Genomic DNA, 26,492 nt, shown 5'->3' on the forward strand with positions numbered 1-26,492 from the left:
GTTCAGGCGCGGTCGTGGAGGGTGACCTGGTATCCGTCGGGGTCGGCGAAGGTGAACGTCCGGCCGAAGGGGCCGTCGATCGGTGCGGAGACGATGGTGTGGCCGTCGGCGACGAGAGCATCGTGAATGGCTTGGACGTCGGTGGCATGGAGCCAGATCGCCGCCCCGATGCCGGGCTGGGCGACGGATCCGAGGTCGGTGCCGGGAAGGACGTCGCGGAGTGCGAACGCGATCGGTTTCGTCTGGAAGACGACGGCGTGCGGGGGTCCGACCGGTGAGCGGACAAGGCCGAGATACCTCTCGTAGAACGCCTGCGAAGCGTCGAGGTCGCGTGCCTGGAGTGAGATGAAGTCGGGGCCGGTGACGGGCATGGTGGCGTTCCCTTCGAGGCGTGTCAGTTTTCTGACATGAAGGCTATGTCAGAATGCTGACATGAGTCAAGGCGGTGTCGGTGTCAACCTGGAAACGTCCCTCGGCTACTTGCTGAAAGAGGCGTCGAGCGTCCTCCGCTCAGCCATGGAGGAGGTGCTGCGGCCACTCGGGATGAGCGTGACGCACTACTCCTGTCTCGAACTGCTGGCTCAGCGGCCGGGCCTGTCGAACTCCGAGCTCGCGCGGGGTGCATTCGTGACCCGGCAGTCGATGAACGTGCTGCTCCAAGCCCTGGAGCGAGAGGGCTACGTGACCAGGCCCGCGGACCCGCCGGTCGGGAAGGCGCTTCCTGCGCGGCTCACGCCTCGCGGCCGGCGGAGCCTGGAACAGGCGACCGTGGCGGTCCGGTCCGTCGAGGTCAGAATGCTGGCCGGCATGACCGGGGCCGAGCAGTCGGAAGCGTTCCGGATCCTGAAAACCATGATCCGGTCCCTGCGCGATGGTGGCGACGGTGTCGTCCGCTCCAAAGAACTGCCTCCGGCGGGGTAGGCGTACAACCCCGCCCCCTGACCGCCCGGCGGGGGCCGGCGGTCAGCGGAGGGTGATGGGGGGTTCGGCCAGGCGGGGGGTCAGCGGGGTCTTCGGGGTCAGCCACGGGGCCGTGGCGGACTGGTCCGGGTTGAGCTGCCAGGCGTGGGACACCCGGTCCAGCGCGACCGGGTAGATCGTCACCGTGCCGTCGGGGTCGAACCGGAACCGGAGGAACGCCTTCGAGTCCTCGATGCCCTGACCGGCGAACAACTCGTTCAGGTTCACGCCGAACGCGCCCGCCACCAGCAGGTAGAGCGCCACCAGCTGACTGGCGACCAGCCCGCTGACCGGGCCGTAGAGCACCGCCGCCGCGACCGCCGGCAGCGGCCACGGCCAGTCGTAGAACGGCAGGTGCAGCCAGAGCCAGGTGCCGCCGGCCGCCAACGCCACCTGCGCCACCCCGTGCGCCACCCCGAGGATCCAGTGCCGGGCGTGCCGCTTGCCGCCCGCGCTGGGCGGCTTCGCGAAGAACGCCGCGCCCAGCAACGTCACCGCGAGCATCGCCACCAGCGGGACGCTGAACAGCCGCTGCGCGGTGGAGTCGGCGCGCTGCGCCGTCACGCCGGCCATGGCCAGCATCAGCAACGTGTGCAGCGTGCCGAGCAGCGTGGTGAAGCCCGGGTTGCGCAACGGCAGCCGGCGGAAGATCCCCCAGCCGTACCGGCGGGAGCGGGCCTTCTCCGGATAGCGGGCGGCCAGCTCGTACTCGCGGGTGCGGCTGGCCCGTCGGGTCAGCGTGTCCCGCGGCGGCACCTCCAGCCGCTCGGGAAGCTGGTGCGTCGGATAGAGGTACGCGCCACCGCCACCGCAGGTGATGAGCTGCCGCTCCGGGCCGGCGTACCGGGCGTAGTGGTGCAGGTCGCCGGAGACCAGCACCCGGACCTGGGCCCCGGTGGGCGCCACGATGGTGCGGATGAAGTAGTCGACCGAGTCGTACGCGTTGGGGTGGTCGGCGGCCTTGACCCACGTCGGCGCCGGCACCGCCACGATCACCCGCGACCGCGGGGTGAGCTTGCGGGCCACCGCGTCGAAGTAGGTGAGCTGCGGATCGTCCAGGTACGAGCCGGACTGGTCGTCGAGGCCCAGCAGCCACCACCCGGCCGGCAGCTCCACCGCGAAGTAGGAGCGGGACTGGCCGGTGCCCCAGCCGGCGAAGTGGCGGTCCCGGGAACGCACGAACAGCCGCAGGAACGCGGTCAGGCCGTCGTACCAGTCGTGGTTGCCGGGGACCGCGAAGAGCGTCGGCCGCTCCGGCGGGGCGACCGGCAGCGCCGCCTGGTACGGGCCCTTGCACCGGTCCTCGTACGCCTCGTAGCCGGCCGACGGGTAGACCTGGTCGCCGCCCATCACCAGTGTCTGCGCCCGGGGCAGCCGGTGCCCGTTCACGGTCAGCTCCGGTTGGGCCAGCAGGTAGGCGATCGAGTACGTGGCGTCGAAGCCGTCGCCCAGGTCGGCCACGTAGTCCAGCCAGAGCCCGCCGTCCGGCCCGACCTGCCGGAACGTGTCGTCGCCGAACGCGTTCTGCAACTCCCGCTTGTCCAGGTACGCCCCGAACAGCATGGCCAGCAGCGTCCGCAGGCCGGTGCTGATCAGCAGCAGCGGCGCGAGCCAGGGCACCGGCCGACGCGGGGTGAAACCCAGTTCCCGCGGGTCCAGGCTGTGCGGCCGACGGCTGGCCCGCTCGCCCGGGCGCGCCTCCGGATCCGGCTGTCGCGGCGGTACGTGGTCGTCGCTCACCCGCCGCAGGGTAGTCCGGACCGGGCGGGAAGTCTCTCCCGTGCCGGGGCCGAGGGGCCCGGTTGTCCGGTTCCGGACGAGGGGGATCCGGTTCGGCTCCCGGCGGCGCGTGCCGTACACTTGGTGGTCGTTGCCGCCTTAGCTCAGTCGGCTAGAGCGACGCACTCGTAATGCGTAGGTCGACGGTTCGATTCCGTCAGGCGGCTCCAGATGAGCCCCTGACCAGCAGAAGTGCTGGTCAGGGGCTCACTTGCGTATCGGGCGGACGGGTCGCCGAAGATCCTGAGAAAAAGTTCCGGGTGGCGGCAACCTGCGGGCGGTGGATCGCATGTACCCGGATGTAAGCAACGATCGCCACGATCCATAGGGGTCCGGAAATGTCTGCACGTCGTCTGCTGCTGCCCGCTGCCACCGTCCTGTTCGTACTCACCGCCTGTTCCGCCACGGAGGAACCCGGCACCGGCGCGACCGCATCCGCTCCGGCCTCGGCTGCCCCGGCGAACGGCGCCCCCGGTGCCACGCCCACGGTGACCGCCAAGGCGGCCGGGGGTGTCCGGAGCGCCGACTGTCCCTCGGGGACGGACCTGCAGAAGCTCGTCGAGCTGCCGAGCGGCATGACCTTCGGCAGTGTCGAGTGCGTGCAGGGCTGGGCGGGCGCCGTCCCACAGGGCCCGAAGACCGGTGACGGCGTCTACCTGTTCCACCACACGGCCGGTACGGGCTGGAAGTACTACGGCGAGGGCAGCGGATACGACTGCACGGACCTCGGCCTCACCGAGCCGGCGCCGTTCTGCGTCTCCGGCTGATCGGATCGACCGCGGTTGCGCGCTGTGGCGCACACTGACTACGGTGTGCGCCACAGTCAGCCGGCCGCACCGATGCCGTCGCGCCCTGACCACCTGTGCGGGCACCTGGGGATGCGAGCGGGGCATGGCGGACTCGATCGACGATCAGTTCCGGGAGTTCGTCCGGACCCGCTCGTCCGCGTTGCTCCGGACGGCGTTCCTGCTGACCGGCGACCGCCACCTCGCCGAGGACCTGGTGCAGGACGCGCTGGCCCGCACGCATCGGGGCCGGCGGCGGCTGAACGATCCGGGGCACTTCGAGGCCTACACCCGTACCGCCATGTACCACCAGCAGGTGAGCTGGTGGCGGCGCCGCAGGGTGGTCGAGTCCCTGCCCGGGGAACTGGCCGACGTGGTCCAGCCCGACAGTGACCACGCCGGCCGTACCGATCTCAAACTCGCCCTGCACCAGGCGCTCGCCCAACTCACCCCGCGACAGCGCGCGGTGCTGGTGATCCGCTTCTTCGAGGACCGCAGCGAGGCCGAGGCCGCGCAGCTTCTGCAGTGTTCGGTCGGCACGATCAAGAGTCAGACCAGCAAGGCGCTGGCCCGCATGCGGGAGATCGCGCCCGAGCTGCTCTCGGCCGTGATGGAGGAGGCCTGATGACCGACAACCTCGGGCCGCTGCGTCAGGCCATGTCCGATCTGAGCGAGCACGGCGGCAGCGCCGACCTGTACGAGCGGACCCTGCGCAGGTCGCGGCAGTTGCGCCGGCGGGCGACCGTCACCACCGGTTCCGCAGCCGCAGTGCTGGTGTTCGCCGTCGGCGGTACGGTCGCCTTCGCCGTCAGCCACTGGTCCGACCCGGCGACACCTCCCGCGGCAGCCCCCGGGCAACCCGACTGTCCGTCTATCGAAACCCTGGGTGACCTGGTCGAACTGCCGCAGGGCTGGTCCTTCGCGTCCACCGGTGTGCAGTGCGCGGAGACGTGGGCGGCAGTCGACGTGACGCGCCCGGCCGGCGGCGACGTCCGCTACCTGTTCCACTACACGTCCGATGCGGGTTGGCGGTACCAGGAACAGGGCGCCGAATGGGACTGTCGGGAGCTCGGTCTCACCCGGCCGGCACCGTTCTGCACCTCCTGACCGCGCGCCGATGATTCGTGACCGGCTGGCCGGTCCACCCGGTGACCGCTCCTTCCGTCCAGACCCGGAGTCGCCACCGTGCCCACCTCGCCCGTGACCGTCAGTCTGCCGATCGCCGACCGCGCGACCGCACACCGCTTCTACGCCGAGGCGCTCGGCTGGCCGACGGTCGGTGAGCCGGCGGCGGACGGCATTCCCGAGCCGCTCCAGTTCGCCGTGCACGACGGCCTGCGCCTGATGCTGGTGCCGAGCGGCGGTTTCGGCTGGGTCATCGGCGACCACGAGGTCGCCGAGCGGGGCCGCAGCGAGTGCGTGCTCGGCCTGAGCGCCGCGGATCCCGCCGAGGTGCGGCGGGTCGTCGACCGGGCCCGGGCCGCGGGTGCCCGCGTCGTGACGCCGCCGGCCGAACAGCCGTGGGGGTACGCCGCCACGTTCGCCGACCCGGACGGCCACCTGTGGATGGTCACGGCGTCCTGACGCACGGTCCGGAACCGGCGCGCGGAGCTCGGGACGACGGGGGAACCGGTACCTCACCGGTGCCCGGCCCGACCAGCCGGTACGACATTGCCCGCATCCGTGAGAGCCGCTATCGTTCCCTGGCCAGACGCCCCCGGAGTTCGAGGATCGCCGTGACTTCCCCGGAGTTGACGAACCAGGTTGCCCGGCACGATCCCCGCACCGAGGAGAAGACGACCGGGCGCGTCCCGAGCCGGTTCCGGGGCGACGTCGCCGGGCTCCGCGCCGTGGCCGTCGCGGTGGTGCTGCTCTACCACGCCGGGCTGTCGTTCCTGCCCGGTGGCTTCGTCGGCGTCGACGTCTTCTTCGTGATCTCCGGCTTCCTGATCACCGGGCAGATCGTCGCCGAGATCGAGCGCACCGGCCGGCTCTCCCTCGTCGGGTTCTACGCGCGCCGGGCCAAGCGGATCCTGCCCGCCGCGACGGTGGTGCTCGCGGCGACCGCGGTGGCGGTCCGGCTCTTCGTGCCCCGCGGCGACTGGCAGGCCATCGGCGGCGACATCGCCGCCGCGGCGGTCTACGTGGTGAACTGGCGGTTCGCCGACCGGGCGGTCGACTACCTCGCCGCCGACAACGCGGTGGTCTCGCCGGTGCAGCACTACTGGTCGCTCGCCGTCGAGGAGCAGTTCTACCTGGTCTGGCCGCTGCTGATCGTGCTGGCGCTGCTCGCCGCGCGGGCGCTGCGGCGGACCAACGTGCGGCCGGTCCTGTGGGTCGGTCTCGCGGTCCTGGCGGTGCCGTCGTTCGTCTGGTCGATCGTCGAGACGGCGAACTCGCCGGCCCGCGCCTTCTTCGTCTCCACGACGCGGTTGTGGGAACTCGCCGTCGGGGCGGGCGTCGCGCTGATCGCGACGCGGGCCGCGCGGATGCCACGGGCGGTGGCGGTCGTCCTCGGGTGGCTCGGGCTGGCCGCGATCGTGGCGGCGGCGGCGCTGGTGAGCGGCAAGACGGCCTGGCCCGGGTACGCTGCCGCGCTGCCCACGCTCGGCGCCGCCGCGGTCGTCGCGGCCGGCCCGGCGGCGGGGGCGCGAGGGCCGGTGGTGCTGCTCGGCACCGGCCCGTTCCGCTGGGTGGGTGACCTGTCGTACTCGCTCTACCTGTGGCACTGGCCGATGCTCATCGTGGCCGCCGCCCGCTTCGGTGAGCTGTCGACGGTCGAGGGACTGGCGGTGGCGCTCGCCTCGGTGGTGCCCGCCTGGCTCACGTTCCGGCTGGTGGAGAACCCGCTGCGATACTCCCGCAAGATCGCCACGTCGCCGCGGCTCGCGTTGAGTCTCGGCGGCAACTTCACCATGGTCGGGATCTGCGCCGGCCTGGCGCTGGTCCTGCTCGGCGCCTGGGCGGCCGCCGCGGTCCCCACCAAGAGCCGGTACGCGCCCGGCGCGGCCCTGCTCTCCACCACGCCCGGCACCGCCCCGATCGGCCCGGTGCCGGAGCGGTTCGACGTGATCACGCCGGATCCGCTGCAGATCCGGCAGGGGTTCCTGGACGTGCCCGTCACGAAACGGGACAACTGCTTCCAGCAGGTCGAGGGCGCCGAGGTGTTGTGGTGCACGTACGGCAACCCTCAGGGCGCCACCACCGTCGCGCTGGTGGGCGACTCGAAGATGGACCAGTGGCTGCCGGCGTTCCAGGTGCTCGCCGAGCAGAACGACTGGAAGCTGGTGATCGCCGCCAAGGCCGGGTGCGCGTTCACCAGCGCCAAGGTGCTCAAGGGTGACAAGTCCGGCAAGCCCTACACCGACTGCATCGAGTGGAACCGGGCGCTGCTGAGCCGGCTGCTGCGGGAGCGCCCCGACTACGTGGTCACCTCGCAGTCGGCGCCGACCGCCCTGAACGCCACCGGCAAGGGGGTCTCGGTCGACGCGATGGTCGCGGGCGTGCGGGCCTCCTGGAAGAAGCTCGACTCGGTGGGCGCGCAGGTCGTCGTGATGGCGAACAACCCGCTGCCGCCGGGCGCGCCGGTGGCGTGCGCCGACGAGAACCGCAAGCGGCTGTCCACCTGCGCGTTCGACCGCGTGCTCCACGACCAGGACCAGGCCTACCGCATGCAGCGGCGGGCGGTGACCGGGGTGCCCGAGGTCAGGATGATCGACCTGTTCGACGCCATCTGCCCGACCGAGCGGTGCCCGGTGGTGTTCGGCAACGTGCTGATCTACCGAGGCGGTTCGCACATCGGCGCCGCCTACGTGAAGACCACCGCCCCGCACCTCGCCCGGGCCCTGTCCGACGTGGGCGTGCCGGCGGTGTACGCGCCGCAGAAGTGACCGCTCAGACGTAGAGCTTCTTGGCGTAGTCGGGGCCGTAGTGCCGTTCCAGGTCGGCCAGGCTCTCCGCCGGGGCCTCCACCTCCTTGATCAGTCGGGGCCGCGACGGTAGCGCGTCCGGCCGCCAGGTCTCCGGCTGCCACAGCTCGGAGCGGAGGAACGCCTTCGCGCAGTGGTAGAAGATCTGCTCGATCGCCACCTCGACGGCGAGCAGCGGCCGGTGGCCCTTGACCTCCAGGTCGGCGAACCACGGCGCGTCCCGGACCAGCCGGGCCCGCCCGTTGATCCGCAGCGTGTCGGTGCGCCCCGGGATCAGGAAGATCAGCCCGACGTGCGGGTTGGCCAGGATGTTGTGGTAGCCGTCGGCGCGCCGGTTACCCGGCCGTTCCGGGATCGCGATGGTGGTGTCGTCCCGCACCAGCGTGAACCCGGGCGGGTCACCCTTGGGCGAGACGTCGCAACTGCCGTCCGCGCCGGCGGTGGCGATCAGGCAGAACGGCGAGGCGGCCAGCCACTCCCGGTCGCGTCGGTGCAGCGTACGGCGCTCCTTGGCGACCGCCCGCGGCATCGGCGCCCCGATCAGCTCGCGCAGCTCCGCCTCGTCGGTGATCTCCCGAGTCGTCACGTCTTCCTCCCCCGTCCGTTGACCTTGACGACGGTTCCGGCCCGCGACGGGTCGGAATCCGTCATCGTCAGTGTAGGGGCGCGTCGGACGCCGGGTTTGCCCCCGGAAGCGGCGGGTAGGGACCGGAACACAGTGCGTGTCCGGAACGCTAAGGATGGAGGCCGCGATGGAGAGCCGACTGAAAGTGCTCGGCCATCCCGTGCACCCGATGCTGGTGATGTTCCCGGTGGCGCTCCTGGTCACCGCGGTGATCTTCGACGTGGTCGACACGGTGGGCGGGCCGGACCTTCTCGGCGAGGTCGCGTACTGGAACATCACCGTCGGCCTGATCGGTGGCCTGCTCGCCGCCGTGGCCGGCGCGTTCGACCTGCTCGCCCTGCCGACCGGCACCCGCGCCAAGCGGGTCGGGCTCCTGCACGCCGGTGCCAACATCGCGGTGATCCTGCTCTTCGCCGCCGTCTGGGCGGTCCGGCTCAACGCCGAGTCGCGGAACGCCGGCGGCGCGCTGATCGCGATCGAGGTGGTGGCCGTGGCGATCCTCGGGATCAGCGCCTGGCTGGGCGGCGAGCTGGTGGACCGGCTCGGCGTCGGCGTCGACCCCGACCACGACCTCAACGCGTCCAGCTCGCTGCGGCCCACCTCGACGACCCGCCGGATCGGAGACGTGCGATGACCGAGCCGGACGGCGGCCGGGGCTGGCGGGGCCGCCAGCAGGGCTGGGACCCGATGGGCGAGTTGCAGGCGCTGCGCGCCGAGCTGAGCCGTCTGGTCGGCGGCCGTTCCGGCACCCCGGACGTGGACGTCACCGAGGTGGCGGACGGCTGGGAGGTGACGGTCCGGCTGCCCGGCGTGGCACCCGAGGAGGTGGCCGTCGAGCTGGACGAGCGGGAGCTGTGCGTACGGGCCCGGTCGGAGGCCGAGGTCAACGCCGACCAGGGCATCCCGGGCGGGTTCACCACCCGGGGCTTCGAGTACCGCGTCGAGCTGCCGTCGCGCGTCGACCCCGAGCGGATCGACGCGGTGATGGACCACGGCCTGCTCCGGGTGCGGCTGCCCCGGGCGGCCCGGCCCGCGCCGCGCACCATCACCGTCGGCCGCACCGGCCCGCGCGACACCGTCGGCCGTACGCCGGCCCCGGTCGACCCGGCCGCGGACCGGGAACTGCACCACCCGGACACCACGCTCGACGAGACCGACCGGCCGTAGGGGCGGCGTGACCAGCCTCCCCCTTGGTCCGGTGGGCGCGCGGGTGCCGGACGTCGAGCGGATCGCCGTGCTCCGGGCCAACGCGCTCGGCGACTTCATCTTAGTGCTCCCCGCCCTGGCGGCGCTGCGGGCCGCGTACCCGTCGGCGGAGATCGTGCTGCTCGGCGCGCCGTGGCACGCGAAGCTGTGGCGCGACCGGCCCGGCCCGGTGGACCGGGTGCTGGTGGTGCCGCCCGGGCCGGGCATCCGCGACGCCGGCCCGGAGGAGTCGCCGACCGACGCGGCGGACTTCCTGGCCGCCGCCCGCGCCGAACGGTTCGACCTGGCGTTGCAGGTGCACGGCGGCGGCGCCAACTCCAACCCGTTCGTCACCGCGCTCGGCGCCCGGGTCACCGCCGGGCTGCGCGCCGACGACGCGCCGCCGCTGGACCGCTGGCTGCGGTACGTCTACTACCAGCACGAGGTGATCCGCTACCTGGAGGTGGCCGCGCTGGTCGGGGCGCCGGCCACCACGATCACCCCGGCGCTGGCGGTGACCGACACGGACCGGGCCGAGGCGGCGGCGGTGCTCGGCGCGCCCGGCCGACCCCGGGTGGCGCTGCACCCGGGCGCCACCGACACCCGACGCCGCTGGCCGGCGGAGAGCTTCGCCGAGGTCGCCCGCGCGCTGGTCGGGGACGGGTACGAGGTGCTGGTCACCGGCACGCCCACCGAGCAGGCGACGGTCGACGCGGTGGTCGCGGCGGCCGGCGTGCCGGTGCGCCCGCAGGTCGGCACGCTGAGCCTCGGCGCGCTCGCCGCCGCGTACGCGGACTGCGCGCTGGTGGTCTCCAACGACACCGGGCCGCTGCACCTGGCCGCCGCGGTGGGCGTGCCCACGGTGGGCATCTTCTGGGTCGGCAACCTGATCAACGGCGCGTCCCCGCTGCGCGGCCGGCACCGCCCGATCGCCGCCTGGACGACCCGCTGCCCGGTCTGCGGCGTCGACTGCACGCCCGGGATCTACCCGCACCGTCCCGGGGACGGCGACTGCCCGCACCGGGTGTCGTTCGTGGCCGACGTGCCGGCCGTCGAGGTGGTGGAGGCGGCCCGCGAGCTGCTCACACCTCCGCGCCCGACTCGTTGAGCACGACCTCCCACGCCTCCACGTCCCGCTCGGTGACCGTGGTCGGCGACTCCAGGTGGTAGGCCCCGCTGGGCAGCACGCCGGCGCCGCCGTGCCGCTCCAGCACCGCGAGCTGCGCGGCCACGTCCTCGCCCTGGTGCCGTTCGGGCAGCCGCTCCCAGAAGTCGAAGCCACCGGCGTCGACCAGCTTCGCCCGGTCGTAGAGCACGCAGCCGCCGATCCAGGAGACCTTGTACGCCCGCCACGCGCCCACCGGCAGGTCGAGCTTCTCGGTGACGTGCAGCAGGTTCGCCGCCGGATGGATCGACGCCCGGTGCCACTCCGGCGTGCCCGGCCGGATCCGCTCCGGTTCCGGCCGGCCCGGCCACTCCTCGTAGTGCCGGTGCGTGTCCGGGCGGACGTCCTCGGCGTAGGAGAGTCCGTGCACCGCGTTGCCGACGAACCCGCAGCCCAGCTCGTGCAGCGCGGTGACCAGCCGGGACAGCGTGCCCGGCTCCAGCCAGACGTCGTCGTCGAGGCAGAGCACGGCGTCGGCCGCCGAGCGGGACAGCAGGTAGGAGCGGTGCTCGGCCAGCCCGCGCCGGGGCAGCCGCCGGGTCAGCAGCACCGGGTGTCCCCGGTGGCGCAACGCCCGGACCATGGTGGCCGCCGCCGGGTGCGCGTACGCGGGTTCGCCGTCGGACTGGTCGCTGACCACCACCCCGAACCCGGGCACGCCCTCCTGGGCGGCCAGCCCGGACAGCGTGACCGCCAGCTCGGCCGGCCGGTTGCGGGTGGGGATCAGCACGTCGAGCGGTCGGGGATGACGGAACCGCTCCGGGACGCCCGGGTCGAGCGGTCGGGTCACGCCGGCCTGCTCTCGCCGACCGACTGGGCTCGGATGCGGTCGATGATGGCCGAGGTGGAGCGGTCCGGCACGTAGCCGAGCGTGCGGACCTGGCCGCCGAGCCGGCGGACCAGCGGCGCCTCCGGCACCATCTCCGGCGGGTAGTCGCCGCCCTTGACGTAGACGTCCGGGCGGACCGCCTCGATCAGCCGGGCCGGTGAGTCCTCCTCGAAGACCACCACGTGGTCCACGCAGGCCAGCGCCGCCAGCAGCGCGATGCGGTCCTCGACCGGGTTGACCGGCCGGTCCGGGCCCTTGAGCCGGCGTACGCTGCCGTCCGAGTTGACCGCCACGATCAGCAGGTCACCGAGCGCGCGGGCCTGGGTCAGGTAGCGGACGTGCCCCGGGTGCAGCACGTCGAAGCAGCCGTTGGTGAACACCACCGACCGCCCCGACCGCCGGTGCTCGTCGACGAGCGCGGCCAACTCGTCGGCGCCGACCAGGGCCGGGTGCCCGGCCTCCTCGCCGCCGGTGCCCAGCGCGGTGAGCAGGTCCTCCCGGCGGCACACGCAGGTGCCGGTGTCGGCGACCGTGATGGTGGCGGCGAGCTGGGCGAGCTGCGCGGCGGTCGGCAGGCCCGCCTCGGCGGCCAGCGCCAGCGTCATCGCCGCCAGGTACGCGTCCCCGGCGCCGACCGCGTGGCTGGCCGGGACCGGCGTGCTGTGACTGCGCCGGGGTGAGCCGTCGGCGCCGCCGACCACCGCGCCGTCGGTGTCCAGGGTCACCGCGACCACGTCCGCGCCGGTGTGCGCGCGCAGCTCGGACAGGCGCGACTCGGCCAGCTCGGCCCGGTCCACGCCCTCGCCGACGGCCGCGTTCACGGTCACCCCGGTGCCGGTGACGCTGAGCCCGTTGCCGGTCAGCGCCACCCGTTCCTCGCCCGGAGTCGGCTCGCCGGTCGGCCCGGACGAGCCCTCGGTGGCCCGGTGCACCGGCGCGCCGGAGGCGGGGTGCGGACTGCCCGGCGCACGTTCGCCGGCCATGGCGTGCGATGCCCGTTCACCGGCCTCGCCGGGGGTCGCGGCCACCGCCCGTTCGCCGGCTCCGCCGGGTGCGGCGCCGACCACCAGCTCGGACGGGCCGTCGGCCGCCGCCGGATGATCGAGGTGCAGGTCACCGGTGCGGACGACGCCGCGTTCGGCGTGGGCGAACCCGGCGGCGGCGCGGGCCAGCAGCCGGGTCGCCTCGGCGAAGCTCGGCGTCACCACCGTCGGGTTGAGCCCGCGCCAGTCGGCCAGGTCGTGCGCGTCGAGCGCCACCGTGCCGTACCGGTCGCGGTTGGCGACCAGCCAGGCGCGTACCGCCGACGGCAGCGCACCCAGGCCGTAGTCGCAGACCACGAGCGTGAGCGGCTGCCCGGCGGCCACCGCGCGCAGCTCCTCGGAGGCGCAGTGCAGCGCGGTCAGCAGGCGGGCCACCCCGTCGTCGTCGAGCGTGTCCTCCGGGCCGCCGGAGTCCTCCCGGAGCAGGATCTGGTTGCCGGCGAGCATCCGGCGCTTGACCGGGGTGGGGCGGCCGGGCTGGCTGACCGTCCGGTCCCAGACCGTCGCCCGGTCCAGGCAGTCGTGCAGCTCGTCGCCGGCGACGTCGGCGCCGACCGGGGCGACGAGCGCGGCCCGGCCGCCGAGCGCGGCGACGTTGACCGCGGTGTTCGCGGCGCCGCCGGCGGCGGAGATCCGGCGGCGCAGCGTGAGGACCGGCGCGGGCGCCTCCCGGCAGAGCCGCTCCGACTCGGCGAACCGCCACTCGTCCAGCATGGCGTCGCCGACGACCAGCACGGGACGCCCCTGCCAGCTCGCCACCACGGTGGCCAGCCGGCGCTCTTCCGCTGCTGCTCCTGCCATGCCCTCCCGGGTCCCCCGGCGTCGGCCGGCCAAACCAGCCCGGCCGCGGCCCGGCTGCGACGCGGGCCACCCGGTGCGTCCGGTTTCCGGGAATCGGCCGGGGGAATCGTCCAGACACACCCGGAGAGGAGAAGCAGCATGGCAGCGACACTTCAGGGCAAGCGGATCGCGTTCCTGGCCGCCGACGGCGTCGAGGAGGTCGAGTACACCAAGCCGCGCGAGGCGGTGGAGAACGCCGGCGCCCGGGTGGAGCTGGTCTCCATCGAGTCCGGCTCGATCCAGGCGTTCAACCACCTGGACCACGGCAAGCAGTACCAGGTCGACGTCACCACCAAGGAGGCGGACGCCGGCGCGTACGACGGGTTGGTGCTGCCCGGCGGCGTGGCGAACCCGGACTTCCTGCGGGCCGACCCGGACGCGGTCCGTTTCGTGAAGGCGTTCTTCGACGCCGGCAAGCCGGTCGGGGTCATCTGCCACGGCCCGTGGACGCTGGTCGAGGCGGACGTGGTGCGCGGTCGCCGGATCACCTCCTGGCCGAGCCTGCGCACCGACCTCACGAACGCCGGCGCCACCTGGGTCGACGAGGAGGTCGTCACCGACAACGGGCTGGTCAGCAGCCGCAAGCCGGACGACCTGCCGGCGTTCTGCGCCAAGATCGTCGAGGAGTTCGCCGAGGGCCGGCACACCGCCGGCTAGAAAACTCATCCGCCCACCGGGGGCATGATCCGCCCCCGGTGGGATAGGAAGCGGGATGACCGCCCAGGCCGCTGCACCCGCGTTGCCCGCCCGCCAGATCCGGCTGCTGATGTTCGGTCTGATGACCGGCATGCTGCTGGCCGCGCTCGACCAGACCATCGTCGGCACCGCGCTGCCCACCATCGTCGGGGAGTTGGGCGGCATCGACCACTACTCGTGGGTGGTCACCGCGTACCTGCTGGCGTCGACCGCCTCGACGCCGCTCTACGGCAAGATGGCCGATCTGTACGGCCGCCGGCCGGTCTTCCTGTTCTCCATCGGCGCGTTCCTGGTCGGTTCGCTGCTGGCCGGGCTGTCGCGGGACATGACCCAGTTGATCGTCACCCGGGGCGTGCAGGGGCTCGGCGCGGGCGGCCTGATGACGCTGGCGTTCGTCATCATCTCGGACGTGGTGCCGCCCCGGGAGCGGGGCCGCTACCAGGGTCTGTTCGGTGCCGTGTTCGGCGTGTCGTCGGTGGCCGGCCCGCTGGTCGGCGGCTACTTCGCGGAGACCAACTGGCGGTGGATCTTCTACCTCAACGTGCCGCTGGCGATTCTCGCCATCGTGGTCTGCTGGCACGTGATGCGGCTGGTGCCGTTCCAGCGCCGTGAGCACACCGTCGACTGGCTCGGCGCGGCGCTGCTGGTCGCCGGCGTGAGCTGCCTGCTGCTGGCGCTGAGCTGGGGCGGCACCTCGTACGCCTGGGGCTCCGCCGTGATCGTCGGGCTGTTCGTGGCCGGCGTGGTGCTGGGTGTGGCGTTCCTGCTCCAGGAGGCCCGGACCCGGGAGCCGATCCTGCCGCTGCGGCTGTTCCGCAGCCGCACGTTCGCGCTGGCCAACACCGCCGGCTTCGTGCTCGGCCTGGTGATGTTCGGGTCGATCATCTTCATTCCGCTCTACCTCCAGATCGTCAAGGGCGCCTCGCCGACCCGTAGCGGTCTGCTGATGCTGCCGATGATGGCCGGCATCATCGTCACGTCGATCCTGACCGGCCGGGCGATGAGCCGGATCGGCCGGTACAAGTGGTTCCCGGTGACGGGTGCCGCTGTGCTGGTGGTCGGCATGCTGCTGTTCCGCCAGCTCCAGGTGGGCACGTCGCTGTGGGCCGCGTTCGGCTACATGGTGGTGATCGGCGTCGGGCTGGGCCTGTGCATGCAGTCGCTGATCCTGGCCGTGCAGAACGCGGTGGACGTCCGCGACCTGGGCGCGGGCACCTCCTCGGCCACGTTCTTCCGCTCGCTGGGCGGCTCGTTCGGGGTGGCCATCCTGGGCGCGGTGCTGTCCACGCGGCTCACCGGCGCGCTGGCCGACCGGCTGCCGGGCGCGCTCGCCCAGCTCCCGCCGCAGCAGCGGGCGGCGGTGGCGGCGGGCGGCGCGGAGAACATCTCGATCAACGACCCGGCCACCATCCTGGCGCTGCCCGGACCGGTACGCGCCGCGATCCAGTCCTCGTTCGTCGACGCGCTGCACCTGGTCTTCCTGACCACCGGGCTGATTGCGGTGCTGGCGGTGCTGGTCACCCTGGCCATGCCGAACCACCAGCTCCGCGGCGCCGGCCCGCAGGGCGCCACCGGCGGCGCGGACCCGCTGGGCGGGAAGGCCGCCGCGCCGGGTGGCAAGTCGCTGCCGAAGGAGTCGAAGGACGACGCCGCCGCCGAGATGGAGGCGAAGTCGCAGACGATGCTCTGAGCGGGCCGTCCCGGGCGAGGCTGCCCGGCCTATTTCAGGATCAGGCGGTTGGTCTGCTCGAAGACGTCCAGGTCGGCCAGCGTCTCGGCGACGCTCGACGAGAGCGGGGTGGGGAACTCCGTCCGCTGGAAGAAGCCGGCGTCGGTGGTCTCGTCGGTGAACCGGGACAGCTCGCCGTCCCACTCGTCGACCCGGAACGCGGCGGTGAAGACCTGGTAGGTGTGCCCGTACATGTTGGTGTGGGTGCGGTCCGGGCCGGTGTAGAGCGCGAACGCGCTGACCCGCAGCGCGCGGAGGCCGGTCTCCTCGCGGACCTCGCGGACCGCGCAGTCGGCGATCGACTCGCCCAGCTCCATCGCGCCGGCCGGCAGTGCCCACTGGCCGTTGTCGGAGCGCTGGATCAACAGCACCCGGGCGGCGTTGTCGCGCACCACGGCGCGGGCGCCGACGAACATCAGCGTGCGGTCACCGGCCAGCGCGCGGAGCTGCCCGACGTACGAGTCGGCCCAGGAGATGCTCACCCGGACAATCTACGCAGCATTGCCGGCCGGCTCGGCCGTTCCGGGGGTTCCGCTGGTGTGAACGGCGACACTACGTTGTTACCCATGCGTAGCACGATGATGGACGCCCCGCTCCAGGTAGCCCGCATCCTCGAACACGGCGCCACCGTGCACGGCACGGCCGAGGTGGTCACCTGGACCGGCGCCGAACCCCGCCGGATGACGTACGCGGAGGTGGGGCGCGCCGCCGCCCGGCTGGCCCACGCGCTGCGCGACGAGTGCGGCGTGACCGGTGACGAGCGGGTCGCCACCTTCATGTGGAACAACAACGAGCACCTGGTGGCCTACTTCGCGGTGCCGAGCATGGGCGCGGTGCTGCACACGCTCAACCTGCGGCTCTTCCCGGACCAGGTCGCCTACATCGCCAACCACGCGCAGGACCGGGTGGTGCTCGTCGACAGCACGCTCATCCCGCTGCTGGCCCGCGTGCTCGGTGAGCTGGCCACGGTGCGGCACGTGGTGGTGGTCGGCGGTGGTGACCCGGCCCCGCTGGTGGCCGCCGCCGGCGACCGGATCACCGTGCACCACTGGGACGCGCTGCTGGCCGACCGGCCGGACACGTTCGACTGGCCGGAGGTGGACGAGCGGGACGCGGCGGCGCTCTGCTACACGTCCGGGACCACCGGCCACCCCAAGGGCGTGGCCTACTCGCACCGTTCGATCTACCTGCACTCGCTTCAGGTCTGCATGCCGGAGGGCTTCGGTCTCGGGCCGGGCGACCGGGAGCTGGCCATCGTGCCGATGTTCCACGCCATGTCGTGGGGCCTGCCGTACGCGGCGTTCCTCTCCGGCGCCTCGCTGATCATGCCGGACCGCTTCCTCCAGGCCGAACCGATCGCCGCGATGATCGCCGCCGAGCGGCCCACGCTGGCCGGCGCGGTGCCGACCATCTGGACGGACCTGCTGGCCTACCTGGACACCCACGACGTGGACACCTCCTCGCTGACCGAGGTGATCGTCGGCGGCTCGGCGTGCCCGCCGGCGCTGATGCACGCGTTCCGCGACCGGCACGGCATCGAGGTCATCCACGCCTGGGGGATGACCGAGATGTCGCCGCTGGGTTCGGTGTCCCGCGCCCCGGCCGGCGCGACCGGCGACGACGCCTGGCGCTACCGCTACACCCAGGGCCGCGTCCCGGCCGGGGTGGCGGCGCGGATCGTCGGGCCGCTCGGTGAGCCGCTGCCCGCGGACGGGACGTCCGTGGGCGAGCTGGAGGTGCGGGGGCCGTGGGTGACCGCCCGGTACGTCGGCGACGACGAGCCGGACGCCGAGAAGTTCCGGGACGGCTGGCTGCGGACCGGGGACGTCGGCACGCTCTCGCCGGACGGGTTCATCACGCTCACCGACCGGGCCAAGGACGTGATCAAGTCCGGCGGGGAGTGGATCTCCTCGGTCGAGCTGGAGAACGCGCTGATGGCGCATCCGGCGGTGCTGGAGGCGTGCGTGGTGGGTGTGCCTGACGAGCGCTGGGACGAGCGCCCGCTGGCCACCGTGGTGGTCCGCGAGGGCGCCTCGGTCACCGCGGAGGAGCTGCGGGACTTCCTGGCCGGCTCGGTGGCCCGCTGGCAGTTGCCCGAGCGCTGGGCGTTCATCGACGCGGTGCCGAAGACAAGCGTCGGCAAGTTCGACAAGAAGGTGGTGCGCTCGCGGTACGCCGACGGCGGGCTTGAGGTGCGGGAACTGTCCGCGCCGTAACGCTTTCCGGCGTACCGTCGCCTACACAGGTAGGAACACGTTTCCCACGGACATTCCTCCCAGAGGGCGGCCCCGGCGTTCGCACCGCGCCGGGGCCGCCCGTCCGTTACGGGGTGACCCGCACCGCCATTGTTGCGAAACTTGTTCGCCTCTGTCCCGGTGTCGGGGAAATCCCCTACTCCTCGGCGGTGCTGACCAGCACCTTGCCCACCGCGCCGTCCCGCACCGCCTGCTGCGCCGACGCGGTCTCCGCCAGCGGGTACCGGTGCAGCGGCAGCCCGGCCTCCGCGCCGACCCGGATCGCGCCCTGCGCCACCGCCGCCGCGATGTCGGTCACCGCCTGCGCCTTGGCCACCTTCGGCGCGGTGTAGACCAGCACGAACTGCCAGCGCGCGTTCGGCCCCATCAACGGCCGGATCGGCAACGTCACCTCGTCGCCGCCGTCGTCGGCGTAGACGCAGACCGCGCCGCCGGTACGCAGCATCCGCACGTCGGCGGCGGCGTTGCGGGCGGCGGAGACCTCGACGATCGTGTGCACCCCGTCGGGCGCGACCTTGCGGACCTCCTCGACCACGTCCTGCTCCCGATAGTTGATCACGAAGTCGGCCCCGGCCGCAGCGGCGAGCTGCGCCTTCTCCGGGGTGCTCACCGTGGTGATCACGCAGGCGTCGGCCCAGCGGGCGAGCTGGATCGCCGCGTTGCCCACCGCGCCCGCCCCGCCCTGCACCAGCACCACGTGGTCGCTCAACGCACCGGCGTGCAGCGTGTCCGGCATGAACTCGCCGACGGTCAGGCAGCGGTGCGCGGTCATGAACGGGATGCCCAGCGCCGCACCCAGATCGAACGAGGCCGAACCGAGCGGCACCGCGTGTCGGACCGGGACCACCGTGTACTCCGCCGCGGTGCCCCACGGGCGCTGCCAGGCCGCCTCCCACAGCCAGACCCGCTCGCCGATCAGGATCCGGTCCACGCCCTCGCCGACCGCCTCCACCACCCCGGCGCCGTCCTGGTGCGGGATCTGCCAGCCGGCCGGCAGCGGCCACGCCTCGCGCGCCTTCCAGTCCGTCGGGTTCACCCCCGAGACCGCCATCCGCACCAGCACCTCACCCGGGCCGGGCTCCGGCACCGGCCGCTCCGCCACCTGGAGCACGGAGGCGTCCCCGCTGCGCTCGTACACGATCGCCCTCATCGCCGTCCCTCCGCCGTCGTCGCCGATGCGCTACCCGAACTCAAGGCGAACATGTAAGGCGGGGCCCCCTGTTAACGCCTCCGGTAGAGGAAGGGGCCCCGCTTAACACCCCAACCCCGCCAGCAGTTCCGGGGTGAGCGCGCCGATCGACGGCAGCCGCACGGCGGCGAGCGCCTCGGCGTCCGGATCCAGCGGGTACGACAGGTGCGGCACCGCCACCACCCGGCACCCGGCTGCCGCCGCCGACCGGACGCCGTTGGACGAGTCCTCCACCGCCACGCACCGGGCCGGGTCGACGCCCAACCGGGCCGCCACCGCCAGCCAGACGTCCGGCGCCGGCTTGCCCCGGGCGGTCTCCTCCGTCGACAGCGTCGCGCCGAACGCGTCGACCAGGCCCGTCGCCTCCAGCGCCGCCGCGATCAGCCGGGTCGGCGAGGAACTGGCCAACCCCAGCGGCCACCGCGCGGCCGTCCGGCGCACCACCGCGTCGGCGTCGTCGATCAGCGGTACGCGCTGCGCGTACCGCCGGGTCATCTCCGCCACCACCTCGTCGGCGACCTGCTCGGCCGACCGGTCGACGCCCAGCTCACCGCTCAGGTAGGCGGCCCACTCGCCGGTGCTCATGCCCATCAGCCGGCGCTGGGTGTCCGGCTGCCAGACGCCTCCGTGCTCGGCCACGTACGCCCGGCGGACCTCCTCCCAGACCGGCTCCGAGTCCACGATCACGCCGTCCAGGTCGAAGAGCACCGCGTCCACCATGCCGCCATCCTGCCCCAGCCGGCGGCCCGGCTCACCCCGGCCGCGTCGCCCCGACCGAACGCTGCGCCGGCAACCCGATCGGGGCCTGCGCCGGGATGATCGTGCGGCAGCGCGTAGAGACCGGTTCGAGCAGCTCCCGCAGCCGTTCCGTACGCTCCGCGCCCAGCGCGCGCCACGGGCCCGCCGCGGCCCGGTCGGTGGCCTCCTCGACGGCCCGGAAGGTGGCGGTGGCCTGCGGGGTCGGCCCCCGGTCGGCGGTCAGCCAGCCCTTCTCGACCAGCCGCTCCTCGGCGGCGGACCACTCCTCGTCGGTCCAGCCCCGGGCCGGCTGGTGGAACTCGCGCGACTGGTCGACCCGGCACCGCCAGGCCACCACCTCGACCGGCTCCAGCCCGGTGCCGACCAGCGCGGCCACGTGCCCGTCGCCCCGGTGCTCGCGCAGCGTGGCGGCGGCCTGCCAGAGCCGGGCCAGCGGGTACTCCCCGCGCGGCAGGGCGGCGTTGACCGCGCCGAGCACCCGCCCGGCGGTGTCCACCCGGTCGGCCGCCGCCTCCAGCAGCTCGGCGGCCTCGACCAGGTGCGACTCGGGCAGCTCGTAGGTGAACTCGGCGAGCGCCTGCACCGCGCCGGTGAGCCGGGCGCGCAGCGCCTCCTCGGGGGTGGCCAGCCGCCACACCGAGGGCAACGCGCGGGCCACCATCGGCGGCGCGAAGCTGAAGAACGCGGCCGTCACCGTCGGGGCGTCGACCGGCCCGAGCGGCGCGGCCCGGCCGGCGAAGTAGCCGCGCCAGTAGCCGCGCAGCCCGACCGCCTCGAACGCGGAGCGGGCGCGCGGGTGGAAGTAGGTCACCGCGTGGACCGGCTCGAACAGCGTCCACATCTGCCGGGCCAGCCCGGGGTCGTCAAGCGCCGCCACGTGCACCTCCGCGTCGGTGGTCAGGTCACCGCGGACGGACGGACCGCCCGCGGTGACCACGAACCTACTGCCGTTGGGTGACCGGACGGAAGCCTGGAGTGATCTACTGCGCAGCCAGCACGTCGACGACGAAGCGCAGCGGCCCGGCCGGACGACCGCCTTCGGCCTTGTCGCCGTATGCCAGGTCGGCCGGGAGGTCGAGCTGCACGCGGCTGCCCACCGGCACGCCGACCAGGCCCTGGTCCCAGCCCTTGATGACCTGGCCCACGCCGATCTGGAAGGTGGCCGGCTGGCCGTTGTCCCAGGACGCGTCGAACTGCTTCCCGTCCTTGTAGAAGACGCCCACGTAGTTCGTGGTGATCGTCTGCCCGGCCTTCACCGCCGGCCCCTTGCCCTTGACCAGCGTGGTGACGGTCAGCTTCTTCAGCTCACCGGAGCCGGCCTTGACCGCCGGCTTGGTCTTCAGCGCCGGGTCGACGTTGGCGGGCAGCTCCGGCGCGGGCGGCGCGGTGGGCTCCGCCTGGTCGGCGGGGGCGCTGGGGCTGGCCGAGGAGGCGGTGGTGGCCGGCTTGTCGTCGTCCCCGCTGTTCAGCCAGACGAGACCACCGACCAGGGCCACCACGGCGAGCACACCGGCGGCCGCGCCCAGCATCGACTGCCGGCGCCGGCGCGCCTCGGCGGCCTTCTTCTCGGCCAACTGGGCGGCCAGCCGCCTTCCGGCCTTGGTGGCCGGGGCGGCCTGGTCCTCCGACCGGTTCTCCACACGCTCGCTCACGTCGACTCCCTGCAGGTGGGGGGTGGGTACGCCCCCGGCGGGCCGCCGCCGAGGCCAGCGCACACGGTACCCGCCCGCACCCCCACAGCGACGAAAGGCGGGGGCCCTTCTTAACGCATTCGGTATAGGCGGGGCCCCTTCTTCACACCCCGGGCCGGACCGGACACCGAGCGGGTACGTTCTCGGACATGGCGATCCTCACCGAAGAAGACCTGGCCCTGCTCGGCGAGCCGCAGCTCGCGCACGTGGCCACCATCGAGTCCGACGGCACCCCGCACGTCACCCCGGTCTGGGTGGACACCGACGGGGAGCACATCGTGTTCAACACCGCCAAGGGCCGGCAGAAGTACCTCAACATGTCCCGCAACCCGGTCGTCGCGGTGTCGGTGGTCGACAAGGCGGACGACTACCGCACGCTCTGGGTGAAGGGCACTGTCGAGTTCGTCACCGAGGGCGCCGACGAGCACATCGACCGGATGGCGAAGAAGTATCTCGGCCAGGACACCTACCCGTGGCGGCGCGCGGGCGAGGAGCGCGTCATCGTCCGCGTCACCCCGACGGAGAAGCTCGGCCGCGGGTGATAAGCGGGGGCCCCGCCTATACCGAATACGTTAAGCGGGGCCCCTTCCTTACTCCTCAGGCGGGCTTCTTCTTGGCGGCGGTCTTCTTCGCCGGCTCGGCCTTCTTCGCCGCCGTCTTCTTCGCGGCGGTCTTCTTCGCCGGGGTGGCCTTCTTCGCCGGTTCGGCCTTCTTGGCCGGGGCCTTCTTCGCGGCGGTCTTCTTCGCGGAGCGGGCCGACGAGATCGGGGTCGGCTCGGCCCCGCCGCCGGACGGCGCCTCGCCCCGGGCCGCCCGGGCCCGCTCGACGGACGCCTTCAACGCGGCCATCAGGTCCACCGCGGCGGCCGGCGCGGCCTCTTCCTCCTCCGGCTGCACCACCTCGCGGCCCTCCACCTTCGCGTCGATGACCTCCTGCAACGCGGCCCGGTAGTCGTCGGTGAAGGCGTCCGGCTCGAACTCGCCGGCCATCGAGTCGATCAACGAGCTGGCCATCGCCAGCTCCGGCGGGCGGACCTTCAGGTCCTCGTCCAGGAAGCCGAAGTCGGGCTGACGGATCTCGTCCGGCCAGAGCATCGTGTTGAGCAGCAGCACACCCTCGCGGACCCGCAGCGTCGCCAACTGCTCCCGCTGGCGCAGCGCCACCTTGACGATCGCCACCCGCTCCGAGTCGGTCAGCGCGTCCCGCAGCAGCACGTACGGCTTGGTGGCGGTGCCCTCCGGCTCGAGGAAATACGCCTTGTTGTAGAGGATCGGGTCGACCTGCTCGGCCGGCACGAACTCCAGCACGTCGATCGCGTGCGAGGTGCTCAGCGGTAGTTCGGCGAAGTCCTCGTCGGTCAGGATGACCATCTCGCCGCCGCCGAGGTCGTAGCCCTTGGCGATGTCGTCGTAGGTGACCTCCTCGCCGCAGACCGAGCAGGTGCGCTTGTAACGGATACGGCCGCCGTCCTCGCGGTGCACCTGATGGAACCGGATGTCCTTCTCCTCGGTTGCCGAGTAGACCTTCACCCCGATCGACACCAGGCCGAACGACACCGCTCCTTTCCAGATGGCCCGCATTCCCGCGCTCCTCTCCCCGGTTGTAGACCAGAATCCCAAACGATCGAACGGCACGCACGCCCTTCCGTGCCCTACTACAGTCAGGAGGTGCCCGGCGCGCCGTTGAAGCCGATGCTCGCGATGACCGGGCAGCTCCCGGCCGGTGCCGCATGGGCGTACGAGTTCAAGTGGGACGGCATCCGCGCGCTCGCCGACATCTCCCACGGCGACCGGCACTTCTACGCCCGCTCCGGCGTCGAGATCACCACCGCGTACCCGGAACTGCTCAACCTGGCCGAGCAGGTCGACGACGCGCTGCTCGACGGCGAGGTGGTGATCTTCACGGACGGGCAGCCGTCGTTCACCGCGCTGGCCGAGCGGATGCACGTGCGCAACCCGGCCAAGGCGGCACGGCTGGCGGCGACCGCCCCGGTGACGTACATGATCTTCGACCTGCTGCGGCTCGACGGCGTGGACCTGACCACCCGGCCCTGGCACGAGCGGCGGGCGGCACTGGAGGCGCTCGGGCTCGGCGCCGCCCGGTGGGCGGTGCCGCCGGTCTTCACCGACGGGCCGGCCACCTACGCGGCGGCCGGTGAGCACGGGCTGGAGGGCGTGCTGGCCAAGCGGGCCGACTCGGCCTACCGGCCCGGGGTGCGCTCGCCGGACTGGGTGAAGGTCAAACTGGAGGTCACCGGCGACTTCGTGGTCGGCGGCTGGCGGCCGGGCGCACGCCGGGTCGGCGGGCTGCTGGTCGGCGTGCCCGGCCCGGACGGGCGGCTGGTCTACCGGGGGCGGGTCGGCGGCGGCATCGGCGCGGCCGTCGAACGGGAACTGCTGCGCGAGCTGGAGCCACTGCGCGCCGGCGCGTCGCCGTTCGCCGGGGACGTGCCGCGCGAGGATGCGCGCGGAGCGATCTGGGTATCACCCCGGGTGGTGGTGGAGGTCAAGTACGGCCAACGCACCCCGGACGGGCGGCTGCGCTTCCCCCGGGTCCTGCGCCTGCGCCCGGACAAGCCGCCCGAGGAGGTCGAGGATGCCGGCTGATCGGTTCAAGGTCGAGGTCGAGGGGCGCTCCCTGGAGCTGTCCAACCTGGACAAGGTGCTCTTCCCGCAGGCCGGCTTCACCAAGGGCGAGGTGATCGACTACTACACCCGGATCGCCCCGGTGCTGCTGCCGCACCTGCGCGACCGCGCGCTCACCCGGATCCGCTTCCCCAACGGCGTCGACGGCGGCTCGTTCTTCGAGAAGAACGCACCGGCCGCGACCCCCGGTTGGGTACGCACCGAGAACCTGCCCGTCCCCGGGTCGACCAAGGGGCGGGAGACCATCGACTTCGTGGTCTGCGACGAGTTGCCCACGCTGGTCTGGCTGGCGAACCTGGCCGCGCTGGAGCTGCACACGCCGCAGTGGAAGGTCGGCGAACACCCGGACATGATGGTGGTCGACCTGGATCCGGGCGCCCCGGCGGCGCTGCGACAGTGCTGCCAGGTGGCGCTGCTGATGCGCGACCGGCTGGCTGACGACGGGATCGACGCGTACCCGAAGACGTCCGGGAAGAAGGGCATGCAGCTCTGCTGCCCGATCGCCGGCACCCAGGACGCCGACGTCGTCTCCGGCTACGCCAAGCGGATCGCGCAGGAACTGGAGCAGGCGCACCCGAAGCTGATCGTGTCGAAGATGGCGAAGAACCTGCGCCCCGGCAAGATCTTCATCGACTGGAGCCAGAACAACGCGGCGAAGACGACCGTGGCGCCGTACTCGCTGCGCGCCCAGCCCGTACCGGCCGCCTCCACGCCGCTGACCTGGGACGAGGTGGCGGCCGGTGCGGCCGGGAAACGGCCGGCGACGCGGCCCTACACGGCCACCGAGGTGCTCAGGCGGGTGGCGAAGCAGGGCGATCTGCTGGCGCCGCTGCTCGACGGCGGTCCCGAGCTGCCCGCCCGCTGACCCGCCACCACGCGCCGCCGACCAGCAGCAGCACGATCACGCTGATCGCCACGTCGCCCACCAGGTCGGCCACCGGGCCCGCCGGGGTGTAGGTCGGCACGCCGTACGCGAAGACGGCCGCGACGACCACGGCGGCCGAGCCGGCGGCGAGCACGTGGCGCTGCCCCCAGCCGGCCTGTCGGGACCAGCGCGTCAGCAGGACGGCGGGGACCACGGCGAGCGCGAGCGCGACGCCGATCCCGGTCCACCCCGGCACGGCTCCGGCCCCGGCGTAGGCGACCAGCACCACCAGCCCCGCCCAGATGGGCCGCGGCGCGGTTTTGGCGGTCCGGTCGACGGGCGTGCCGGCGGCCGGGTCGATGCGCGCGTCGGCGGCGTGTCGGACGCGCAGCAGCGCGGCGGCGATCAGGGTCAGCGCCACGCCGGCGGCGACCGTGAGCTGGACCGGCGAGGCCAGGAAGCCCTTGCGCCCGCCGTCGTCGGCGAAGACCAGCAGGCTGCCGCCGAGCCAGAGCAGCGCGGCCACCACCAGGCCCGGACGACCCAGCCAGGTCCGCGACCGGCGACCCACCCCGAGGTACGACTCGACGAGCGCGATCGACGCGCAGATGGTCAAGGCGACGTGGTTGCCCACGTAGTCGACCGCCTGCCGGGCGCTGAACCCGAGGCCGGGCACCAGCGTCGCCTCGGCGGCGGTGCGGGCGTCGGCGAACTGGGTGTCGTCGAGGTAGTCCGGATTGAACAGCGACTGGTCGACCAGGCCGGCCTGGACCACGCCGAAGGCGGCGGCGAGCAGCACGATCCCCTGCCAGCCCAGTCCGAGCCGCCGGGCGGTCTCCCGGATCAAGAGCGCGGCCCCGCCGTACATCGGGGCGAGCACCAGCACCACGAACGGCATGCCGGCGAGCGTGAATCCGCCCCAGGAGCACTCGGCGGTCCAGGGCGCGAGCAGCAGCAACGCGACGGCCGGCGTGAGCCGACGGCGCAGGGGTTCGGTCGTCATGCCCGCACCGTGCCGCAGCCGGCCGGCCCGTCGATACGGCCATCGGCCGAGGGGTCCGTGACCAAAGTCGACGGTCACGGACCCGAGGGGCGGCGGCTCGGCTAGAGCGCGAACAGCAGGGCGGCGTCGAGGAGGATGACCAGCGCGGTGGCGAAGTGGATGCCGAAGGCGACGGCCCGGGTGCCGCCGTGCCGCAGCACGATGACGGTGTCGCCCAGGGGGGCGAGCGCGACGACAAGCATGAACCAGGCGACGGCGTCGGCGCTGGTGAAGGCGATCAGGGCGAGTCCCACCAGGCCGTAGGTGAGGTCGCGGACGCCCTTGACGGTCAGGTAGGCGGATTCGGGCCCACCCGTCGACGCCGGAACGCCGTAGCCGGCGGCGGCGTTCCGGGGCGTCGTCAGGAAGCGGACGCCGATGAAGACGATGAACAGGCTGAGGACGACGGCGAGCCCGTAGGCGAGGAGATTGAGCATGGTCGACTCCGAATCTAGCGCTGCTAGGGATAAGAGCGAAGCT

28 protein-coding genes and 1 tRNA gene are annotated in these 26,492 nt (G+C 73.0%); 16 read left to right on the forward strand and 13 right to left on the reverse strand.

The window, feature by feature from the left end; genetic code table 11:
- Positions 1–2: 2 nt before the first annotated feature.
- A complete protein-coding gene (locus ACLQ2W_RS04390) occupies positions 3–371 on the reverse strand; it encodes a VOC family protein (protein ID WP_425785309.1) in 369 nt (122 codons plus the stop codon).
- Between the two features lie 61 nt (positions 372–432).
- Here ACLQ2W_RS04390 and ACLQ2W_RS04395 point away from each other — a divergent pair, with 61 nt between their 5' ends.
- On the forward strand, positions 433–921 hold the full coding sequence (locus ACLQ2W_RS04395) for a MarR family winged helix-turn-helix transcriptional regulator (protein WP_425785310.1): 489 nt from the start codon (positions 433–435) through the stop codon (positions 919–921).
- Positions 922–963: 42 nt separating this feature from the next.
- Here ACLQ2W_RS04395 and ACLQ2W_RS04400 read toward each other — a convergent pair whose 3' ends face one another.
- Positions 964–2,820 carry a metallophosphoesterase family protein gene (locus ACLQ2W_RS04400; protein ID WP_425785311.1) on the reverse strand — a complete coding sequence of 619 codons (1,857 nt, stop codon included), beginning with the start codon at positions 2,818–2,820 and terminating at the stop codon, positions 964–966.
- Between the two features lie 12 nt (positions 2,821–2,832).
- Between ACLQ2W_RS04400 and ACLQ2W_RS04405 the strand changes: the two genes are divergently transcribed.
- The 6 genes from ACLQ2W_RS04405 (at position 2,833) to ACLQ2W_RS04430 (ending at position 7,414) form a co-directional block, all read left to right on the forward strand.
- A tRNA-Thr gene (locus ACLQ2W_RS04405) sits at positions 2,833–2,909 on the forward strand.
- A gap of 168 nt (positions 2,910–3,077) precedes the next feature.
- Positions 3,078–3,506 (forward strand): hypothetical protein, encoded by a 429-nt coding sequence (locus tag ACLQ2W_RS04410; protein WP_425785312.1) that lies wholly within the window; start codon positions 3,078–3,080, stop codon positions 3,504–3,506.
- Positions 3,507–3,630: 124 nt separating this feature from the next.
- A complete protein-coding gene (locus ACLQ2W_RS04415; RefSeq protein ID WP_425785313.1) occupies positions 3,631–4,149 on the forward strand; it encodes a SigE family RNA polymerase sigma factor in 519 nt (172 codons plus the stop codon).
- Positions 4,149–4,631, forward strand: coding sequence for a hypothetical protein (locus ACLQ2W_RS04420; RefSeq protein ID WP_425785314.1), 483 nt, complete (start codon positions 4,149–4,151; stop codon positions 4,629–4,631). The genes ACLQ2W_RS04415 and ACLQ2W_RS04420 overlap by 1 nt, the downstream gene beginning before the upstream one ends.
- A gap of 93 nt (positions 4,632–4,724) precedes the next feature.
- Positions 4,725–5,108, forward strand: coding sequence for a VOC family protein (locus ACLQ2W_RS04425; protein ID WP_425785315.1), 384 nt, complete (start codon positions 4,725–4,727; stop codon positions 5,106–5,108).
- A 152-nt stretch (positions 5,109–5,260) separates the two neighbouring features.
- On the forward strand, positions 5,261–7,414 hold the full coding sequence (locus ACLQ2W_RS04430; RefSeq protein WP_425785316.1) for an acyltransferase family protein: 2,154 nt from the start codon (positions 5,261–5,263) through the stop codon (positions 7,412–7,414).
- Between the two features lie 4 nt (positions 7,415–7,418).
- On the opposite strand, the gene ACLQ2W_RS04435 is transcribed toward ACLQ2W_RS04430, so the two are convergent.
- The gene (locus ACLQ2W_RS04435) at positions 7,419–8,039 is read right to left on the reverse strand and encodes a pyridoxamine 5'-phosphate oxidase family protein (protein WP_405092131.1); all 621 of its coding nucleotides are present in this window, start codon (positions 8,037–8,039) and stop codon (positions 7,419–7,421) included.
- A gap of 166 nt (positions 8,040–8,205) precedes the next feature.
- Here ACLQ2W_RS04435 and ACLQ2W_RS04440 point away from each other — a divergent pair, with 166 nt between their 5' ends.
- Genes ACLQ2W_RS04440 through ACLQ2W_RS04450 form a run of 3 tightly spaced genes read left to right on the forward strand, consistent with a single transcriptional unit; the run spans position 8,206 to position 10,371 of the window.
- Positions 8,206–8,712 carry a DUF2231 domain-containing protein gene (locus ACLQ2W_RS04440; RefSeq protein WP_405092132.1) on the forward strand — a complete coding sequence of 169 codons (507 nt, stop codon included), beginning with the start codon at positions 8,206–8,208 and terminating at the stop codon, positions 8,710–8,712.
- Positions 8,709–9,245, forward strand: a complete 537-nt coding sequence (locus ACLQ2W_RS04445) for an Hsp20/alpha crystallin family protein (RefSeq protein WP_425785317.1) — start codon at positions 8,709–8,711, stop codon at positions 9,243–9,245. The genes ACLQ2W_RS04440 and ACLQ2W_RS04445 overlap by 4 nt, the downstream gene beginning before the upstream one ends.
- A 7-nt stretch (positions 9,246–9,252) precedes the next feature.
- Positions 9,253–10,371, forward strand: a complete 1,119-nt coding sequence (locus ACLQ2W_RS04450) for a glycosyltransferase family 9 protein (protein ID WP_425785318.1) — start codon at positions 9,253–9,255, stop codon at positions 10,369–10,371.
- Here the strand turns inward: ACLQ2W_RS04450 and ACLQ2W_RS04455 are convergent.
- Together ACLQ2W_RS04455 and rfaE2 are read right to left on the reverse strand one after the other, a co-directional pair.
- Complete coding sequence (locus ACLQ2W_RS04455; protein WP_425785319.1) at positions 10,346–11,218, reverse strand: glycosyltransferase; 873 nt, start codon at positions 11,216–11,218, stop codon at positions 10,346–10,348. The genes ACLQ2W_RS04450 and ACLQ2W_RS04455 overlap by 26 nt on opposite strands.
- Complete coding sequence (rfaE2, locus tag ACLQ2W_RS04460) at positions 11,215–13,101, reverse strand: D-glycero-beta-D-manno-heptose 1-phosphate adenylyltransferase (protein ID WP_425785320.1); 1,887 nt, start codon at positions 13,099–13,101, stop codon at positions 11,215–11,217. The genes ACLQ2W_RS04455 and rfaE2 overlap by 4 nt, the downstream gene beginning before the upstream one ends.
- 138 nt (positions 13,102–13,239) lie before the next feature.
- Here rfaE2 and ACLQ2W_RS04465 point away from each other — a divergent pair, with 138 nt between their 5' ends.
- Both ACLQ2W_RS04465 and ACLQ2W_RS04470 read left to right on the forward strand, forming a co-directional pair.
- Positions 13,240–13,797, forward strand: coding sequence for a type 1 glutamine amidotransferase domain-containing protein (locus ACLQ2W_RS04465; protein ID WP_405092138.1), 558 nt, complete (start codon positions 13,240–13,242; stop codon positions 13,795–13,797).
- A 55-nt stretch (positions 13,798–13,852) separates the two neighbouring features.
- Positions 13,853–15,526 (forward strand): MDR family MFS transporter, encoded by a 1,674-nt coding sequence (locus ACLQ2W_RS04470; RefSeq protein WP_425785321.1) that lies wholly within the window; start codon positions 13,853–13,855, stop codon positions 15,524–15,526.
- Positions 15,527–15,555: 29 nt separating this feature from the next.
- On the opposite strand, the gene ACLQ2W_RS04475 is transcribed toward ACLQ2W_RS04470, so the two are convergent.
- Positions 15,556–16,047: an NUDIX domain-containing protein gene (locus ACLQ2W_RS04475; RefSeq protein ID WP_425785322.1), complete on the reverse strand. Its 492-nt coding sequence runs from the start codon at positions 16,045–16,047 to the stop codon at positions 15,556–15,558.
- Between the two features lie 84 nt (positions 16,048–16,131).
- Between ACLQ2W_RS04475 and ACLQ2W_RS04480 the strand changes: the two genes are divergently transcribed.
- Positions 16,132–17,781, forward strand: a complete 1,650-nt coding sequence (locus ACLQ2W_RS04480) for a fatty acid--CoA ligase (RefSeq protein WP_425785323.1) — start codon at positions 16,132–16,134, stop codon at positions 17,779–17,781.
- Positions 17,782–17,956: 175 nt separating this feature from the next.
- On the opposite strand, the gene ACLQ2W_RS04485 is transcribed toward ACLQ2W_RS04480, so the two are convergent.
- The 4 genes from ACLQ2W_RS04485 to ACLQ2W_RS04500 all read right to left on the reverse strand — a co-directional run bounded on the left by ACLQ2W_RS04485 (position 17,957) and on the right by ACLQ2W_RS04500 (position 21,420).
- Positions 17,957–18,970: an NADPH:quinone reductase gene (locus ACLQ2W_RS04485; protein WP_425785324.1), complete on the reverse strand. Its 1,014-nt coding sequence runs from the start codon at positions 18,968–18,970 to the stop codon at positions 17,957–17,959.
- Positions 18,971–19,072: 102 nt separating this feature from the next.
- Positions 19,073–19,729, reverse strand: a complete 657-nt coding sequence (locus ACLQ2W_RS04490) for an HAD family hydrolase (protein ID WP_425785325.1) — start codon at positions 19,727–19,729, stop codon at positions 19,073–19,075.
- 31 nt (positions 19,730–19,760) lie between these two features.
- Complete coding sequence (locus ACLQ2W_RS04495) at positions 19,761–20,609, reverse strand: SCO6745 family protein (protein WP_425786011.1); 849 nt, start codon at positions 20,607–20,609, stop codon at positions 19,761–19,763.
- A gap of 139 nt (positions 20,610–20,748) precedes the next feature.
- Positions 20,749–21,420: an FKBP-type peptidyl-prolyl cis-trans isomerase gene (locus ACLQ2W_RS04500; protein WP_281943459.1), complete on the reverse strand. Its 672-nt coding sequence runs from the start codon at positions 21,418–21,420 to the stop codon at positions 20,749–20,751.
- Positions 21,421–21,608: 188 nt separating this feature from the next.
- Here ACLQ2W_RS04500 and ACLQ2W_RS04505 point away from each other — a divergent pair, with 188 nt between their 5' ends.
- Complete coding sequence (locus tag ACLQ2W_RS04505) at positions 21,609–22,001, forward strand: PPOX class F420-dependent oxidoreductase (RefSeq protein WP_425785326.1); 393 nt, start codon at positions 21,609–21,611, stop codon at positions 21,999–22,001.
- 55 nt (positions 22,002–22,056) lie between these two features.
- Here the strand turns inward: ACLQ2W_RS04505 and ACLQ2W_RS04510 are convergent, their stop codons facing one another.
- A complete protein-coding gene (locus ACLQ2W_RS04510) occupies positions 22,057–23,040 on the reverse strand; it encodes a Ku protein (protein WP_425785327.1) in 984 nt (327 codons plus the stop codon).
- Positions 23,041–23,127: 87 nt separating this feature from the next.
- Between ACLQ2W_RS04510 and ligD (ACLQ2W_RS04515) the strand changes: the two genes are divergently transcribed.
- Together ligD (ACLQ2W_RS04515) and ligD (ACLQ2W_RS04520) are read left to right on the forward strand one after the other, a co-directional pair.
- Positions 23,128–24,066, forward strand: a complete 939-nt coding sequence (ligD, locus tag ACLQ2W_RS04515; RefSeq protein ID WP_425786012.1) for a non-homologous end-joining DNA ligase — start codon at positions 23,128–23,130, stop codon at positions 24,064–24,066.
- The gene (ligD, locus tag ACLQ2W_RS04520; RefSeq protein WP_425785328.1) at positions 24,056–24,970 is read left to right on the forward strand and encodes a non-homologous end-joining DNA ligase; all 915 of its coding nucleotides are present in this window, start codon (positions 24,056–24,058) and stop codon (positions 24,968–24,970) included. The genes ligD (ACLQ2W_RS04515) and ligD (ACLQ2W_RS04520) overlap by 11 nt, the downstream gene beginning before the upstream one ends.
- Here the strand turns inward: ligD (ACLQ2W_RS04520) and ACLQ2W_RS04525 are convergent.
- Positions 24,897–25,973 (reverse strand): hypothetical protein, encoded by a 1,077-nt coding sequence (locus tag ACLQ2W_RS04525; protein ID WP_425785329.1) that lies wholly within the window; start codon positions 25,971–25,973, stop codon positions 24,897–24,899. The two genes, ligD (ACLQ2W_RS04520) and ACLQ2W_RS04525, sit on opposite strands and share 74 nt — an antisense overlap.
- 101 nt (positions 25,974–26,074) lie before the next feature.
- Positions 26,075–26,449 (reverse strand): DUF4267 domain-containing protein, encoded by a 375-nt coding sequence (locus ACLQ2W_RS04530; protein WP_425785330.1) that lies wholly within the window; start codon positions 26,447–26,449, stop codon positions 26,075–26,077.
- Positions 26,450–26,492 lie beyond the last annotated feature (43 nt).

Origin of the sequence: Micromonospora sp. DT227 (assembly GCF_049841835.1) — a bacterium.
Classification (GTDB): Bacteria; Actinomycetota; Actinomycetes; order Mycobacteriales; family Micromonosporaceae; genus Micromonospora.

Bases quoted from the DNA above. Each gene is read 5' to 3' on its own strand.
- ACLQ2W_RS04390 (WP_425785309.1), bottom strand. From the start codon at position 371: ATGCCCGTCACCGGCCCCGACTTCATCTCACTCCAGGCACGCGACCTC.
- ACLQ2W_RS04395 (WP_425785310.1), top strand. From the start codon at position 433: ATGAGTCAAGGCGGTGTCGGTGTCAACCTGGAAACGTCCCTCGGCTAC.
- ACLQ2W_RS04410 (WP_425785312.1), top strand. From the start codon at position 3,078: ATGTCTGCACGTCGTCTGCTGCTGCCCGCTGCCACCGTCCTGTTCGTA.
- ACLQ2W_RS04415 (WP_425785313.1), top strand. From the start codon at position 3,631: ATGGCGGACTCGATCGACGATCAGTTCCGGGAGTTCGTCCGGACCCGC.
- ACLQ2W_RS04420 (WP_425785314.1), top strand. From the start codon at position 4,149: ATGACCGACAACCTCGGGCCGCTGCGTCAGGCCATGTCCGATCTGAGC.
- ACLQ2W_RS04440 (WP_405092132.1), top strand. From the start codon at position 8,206: ATGGAGAGCCGACTGAAAGTGCTCGGCCATCCCGTGCACCCGATGCTG.
- ACLQ2W_RS04445 (WP_425785317.1), top strand. From the start codon at position 8,709: ATGACCGAGCCGGACGGCGGCCGGGGCTGGCGGGGCCGCCAGCAGGGC.
- rfaE2 (WP_425785320.1), bottom strand. From the start codon at position 13,101: ATGGCAGGAGCAGCAGCGGAAGAGCGCCGGCTGGCCACCGTGGTGGCG.
- ACLQ2W_RS04465 (WP_405092138.1), top strand. From the start codon at position 13,240: ATGGCAGCGACACTTCAGGGCAAGCGGATCGCGTTCCTGGCCGCCGAC.
- ACLQ2W_RS04470 (WP_425785321.1), top strand. From the start codon at position 13,853: ATGACCGCCCAGGCCGCTGCACCCGCGTTGCCCGCCCGCCAGATCCGG.
- ACLQ2W_RS04480 (WP_425785323.1), top strand. From the start codon at position 16,132: ATGCGTAGCACGATGATGGACGCCCCGCTCCAGGTAGCCCGCATCCTC.
- ACLQ2W_RS04485 (WP_425785324.1), bottom strand. From the start codon at position 18,970: ATGAGGGCGATCGTGTACGAGCGCAGCGGGGACGCCTCCGTGCTCCAG.
- ACLQ2W_RS04490 (WP_425785325.1), bottom strand. From the start codon at position 19,729: ATGGTGGACGCGGTGCTCTTCGACCTGGACGGCGTGATCGTGGACTCG.
- ACLQ2W_RS04495 (WP_425786011.1), bottom strand. From the start codon at position 20,609: ATGTGGACGCTGTTCGAGCCGGTCCACGCGGTGACCTACTTCCACCCG.
- ACLQ2W_RS04505 (WP_425785326.1), top strand. From the start codon at position 21,609: ATGGCGATCCTCACCGAAGAAGACCTGGCCCTGCTCGGCGAGCCGCAG.
- ACLQ2W_RS04510 (WP_425785327.1), bottom strand. From the start codon at position 23,040: ATGCGGGCCATCTGGAAAGGAGCGGTGTCGTTCGGCCTGGTGTCGATC.
- ligD (WP_425785328.1), top strand. From the start codon at position 24,056: ATGCCGGCTGATCGGTTCAAGGTCGAGGTCGAGGGGCGCTCCCTGGAG.
- ACLQ2W_RS04525 (WP_425785329.1), bottom strand. From the start codon at position 25,973: ATGACGACCGAACCCCTGCGCCGTCGGCTCACGCCGGCCGTCGCGTTG.
- ACLQ2W_RS04530 (WP_425785330.1), bottom strand. From the start codon at position 26,449: ATGCTCAATCTCCTCGCCTACGGGCTCGCCGTCGTCCTCAGCCTGTTC.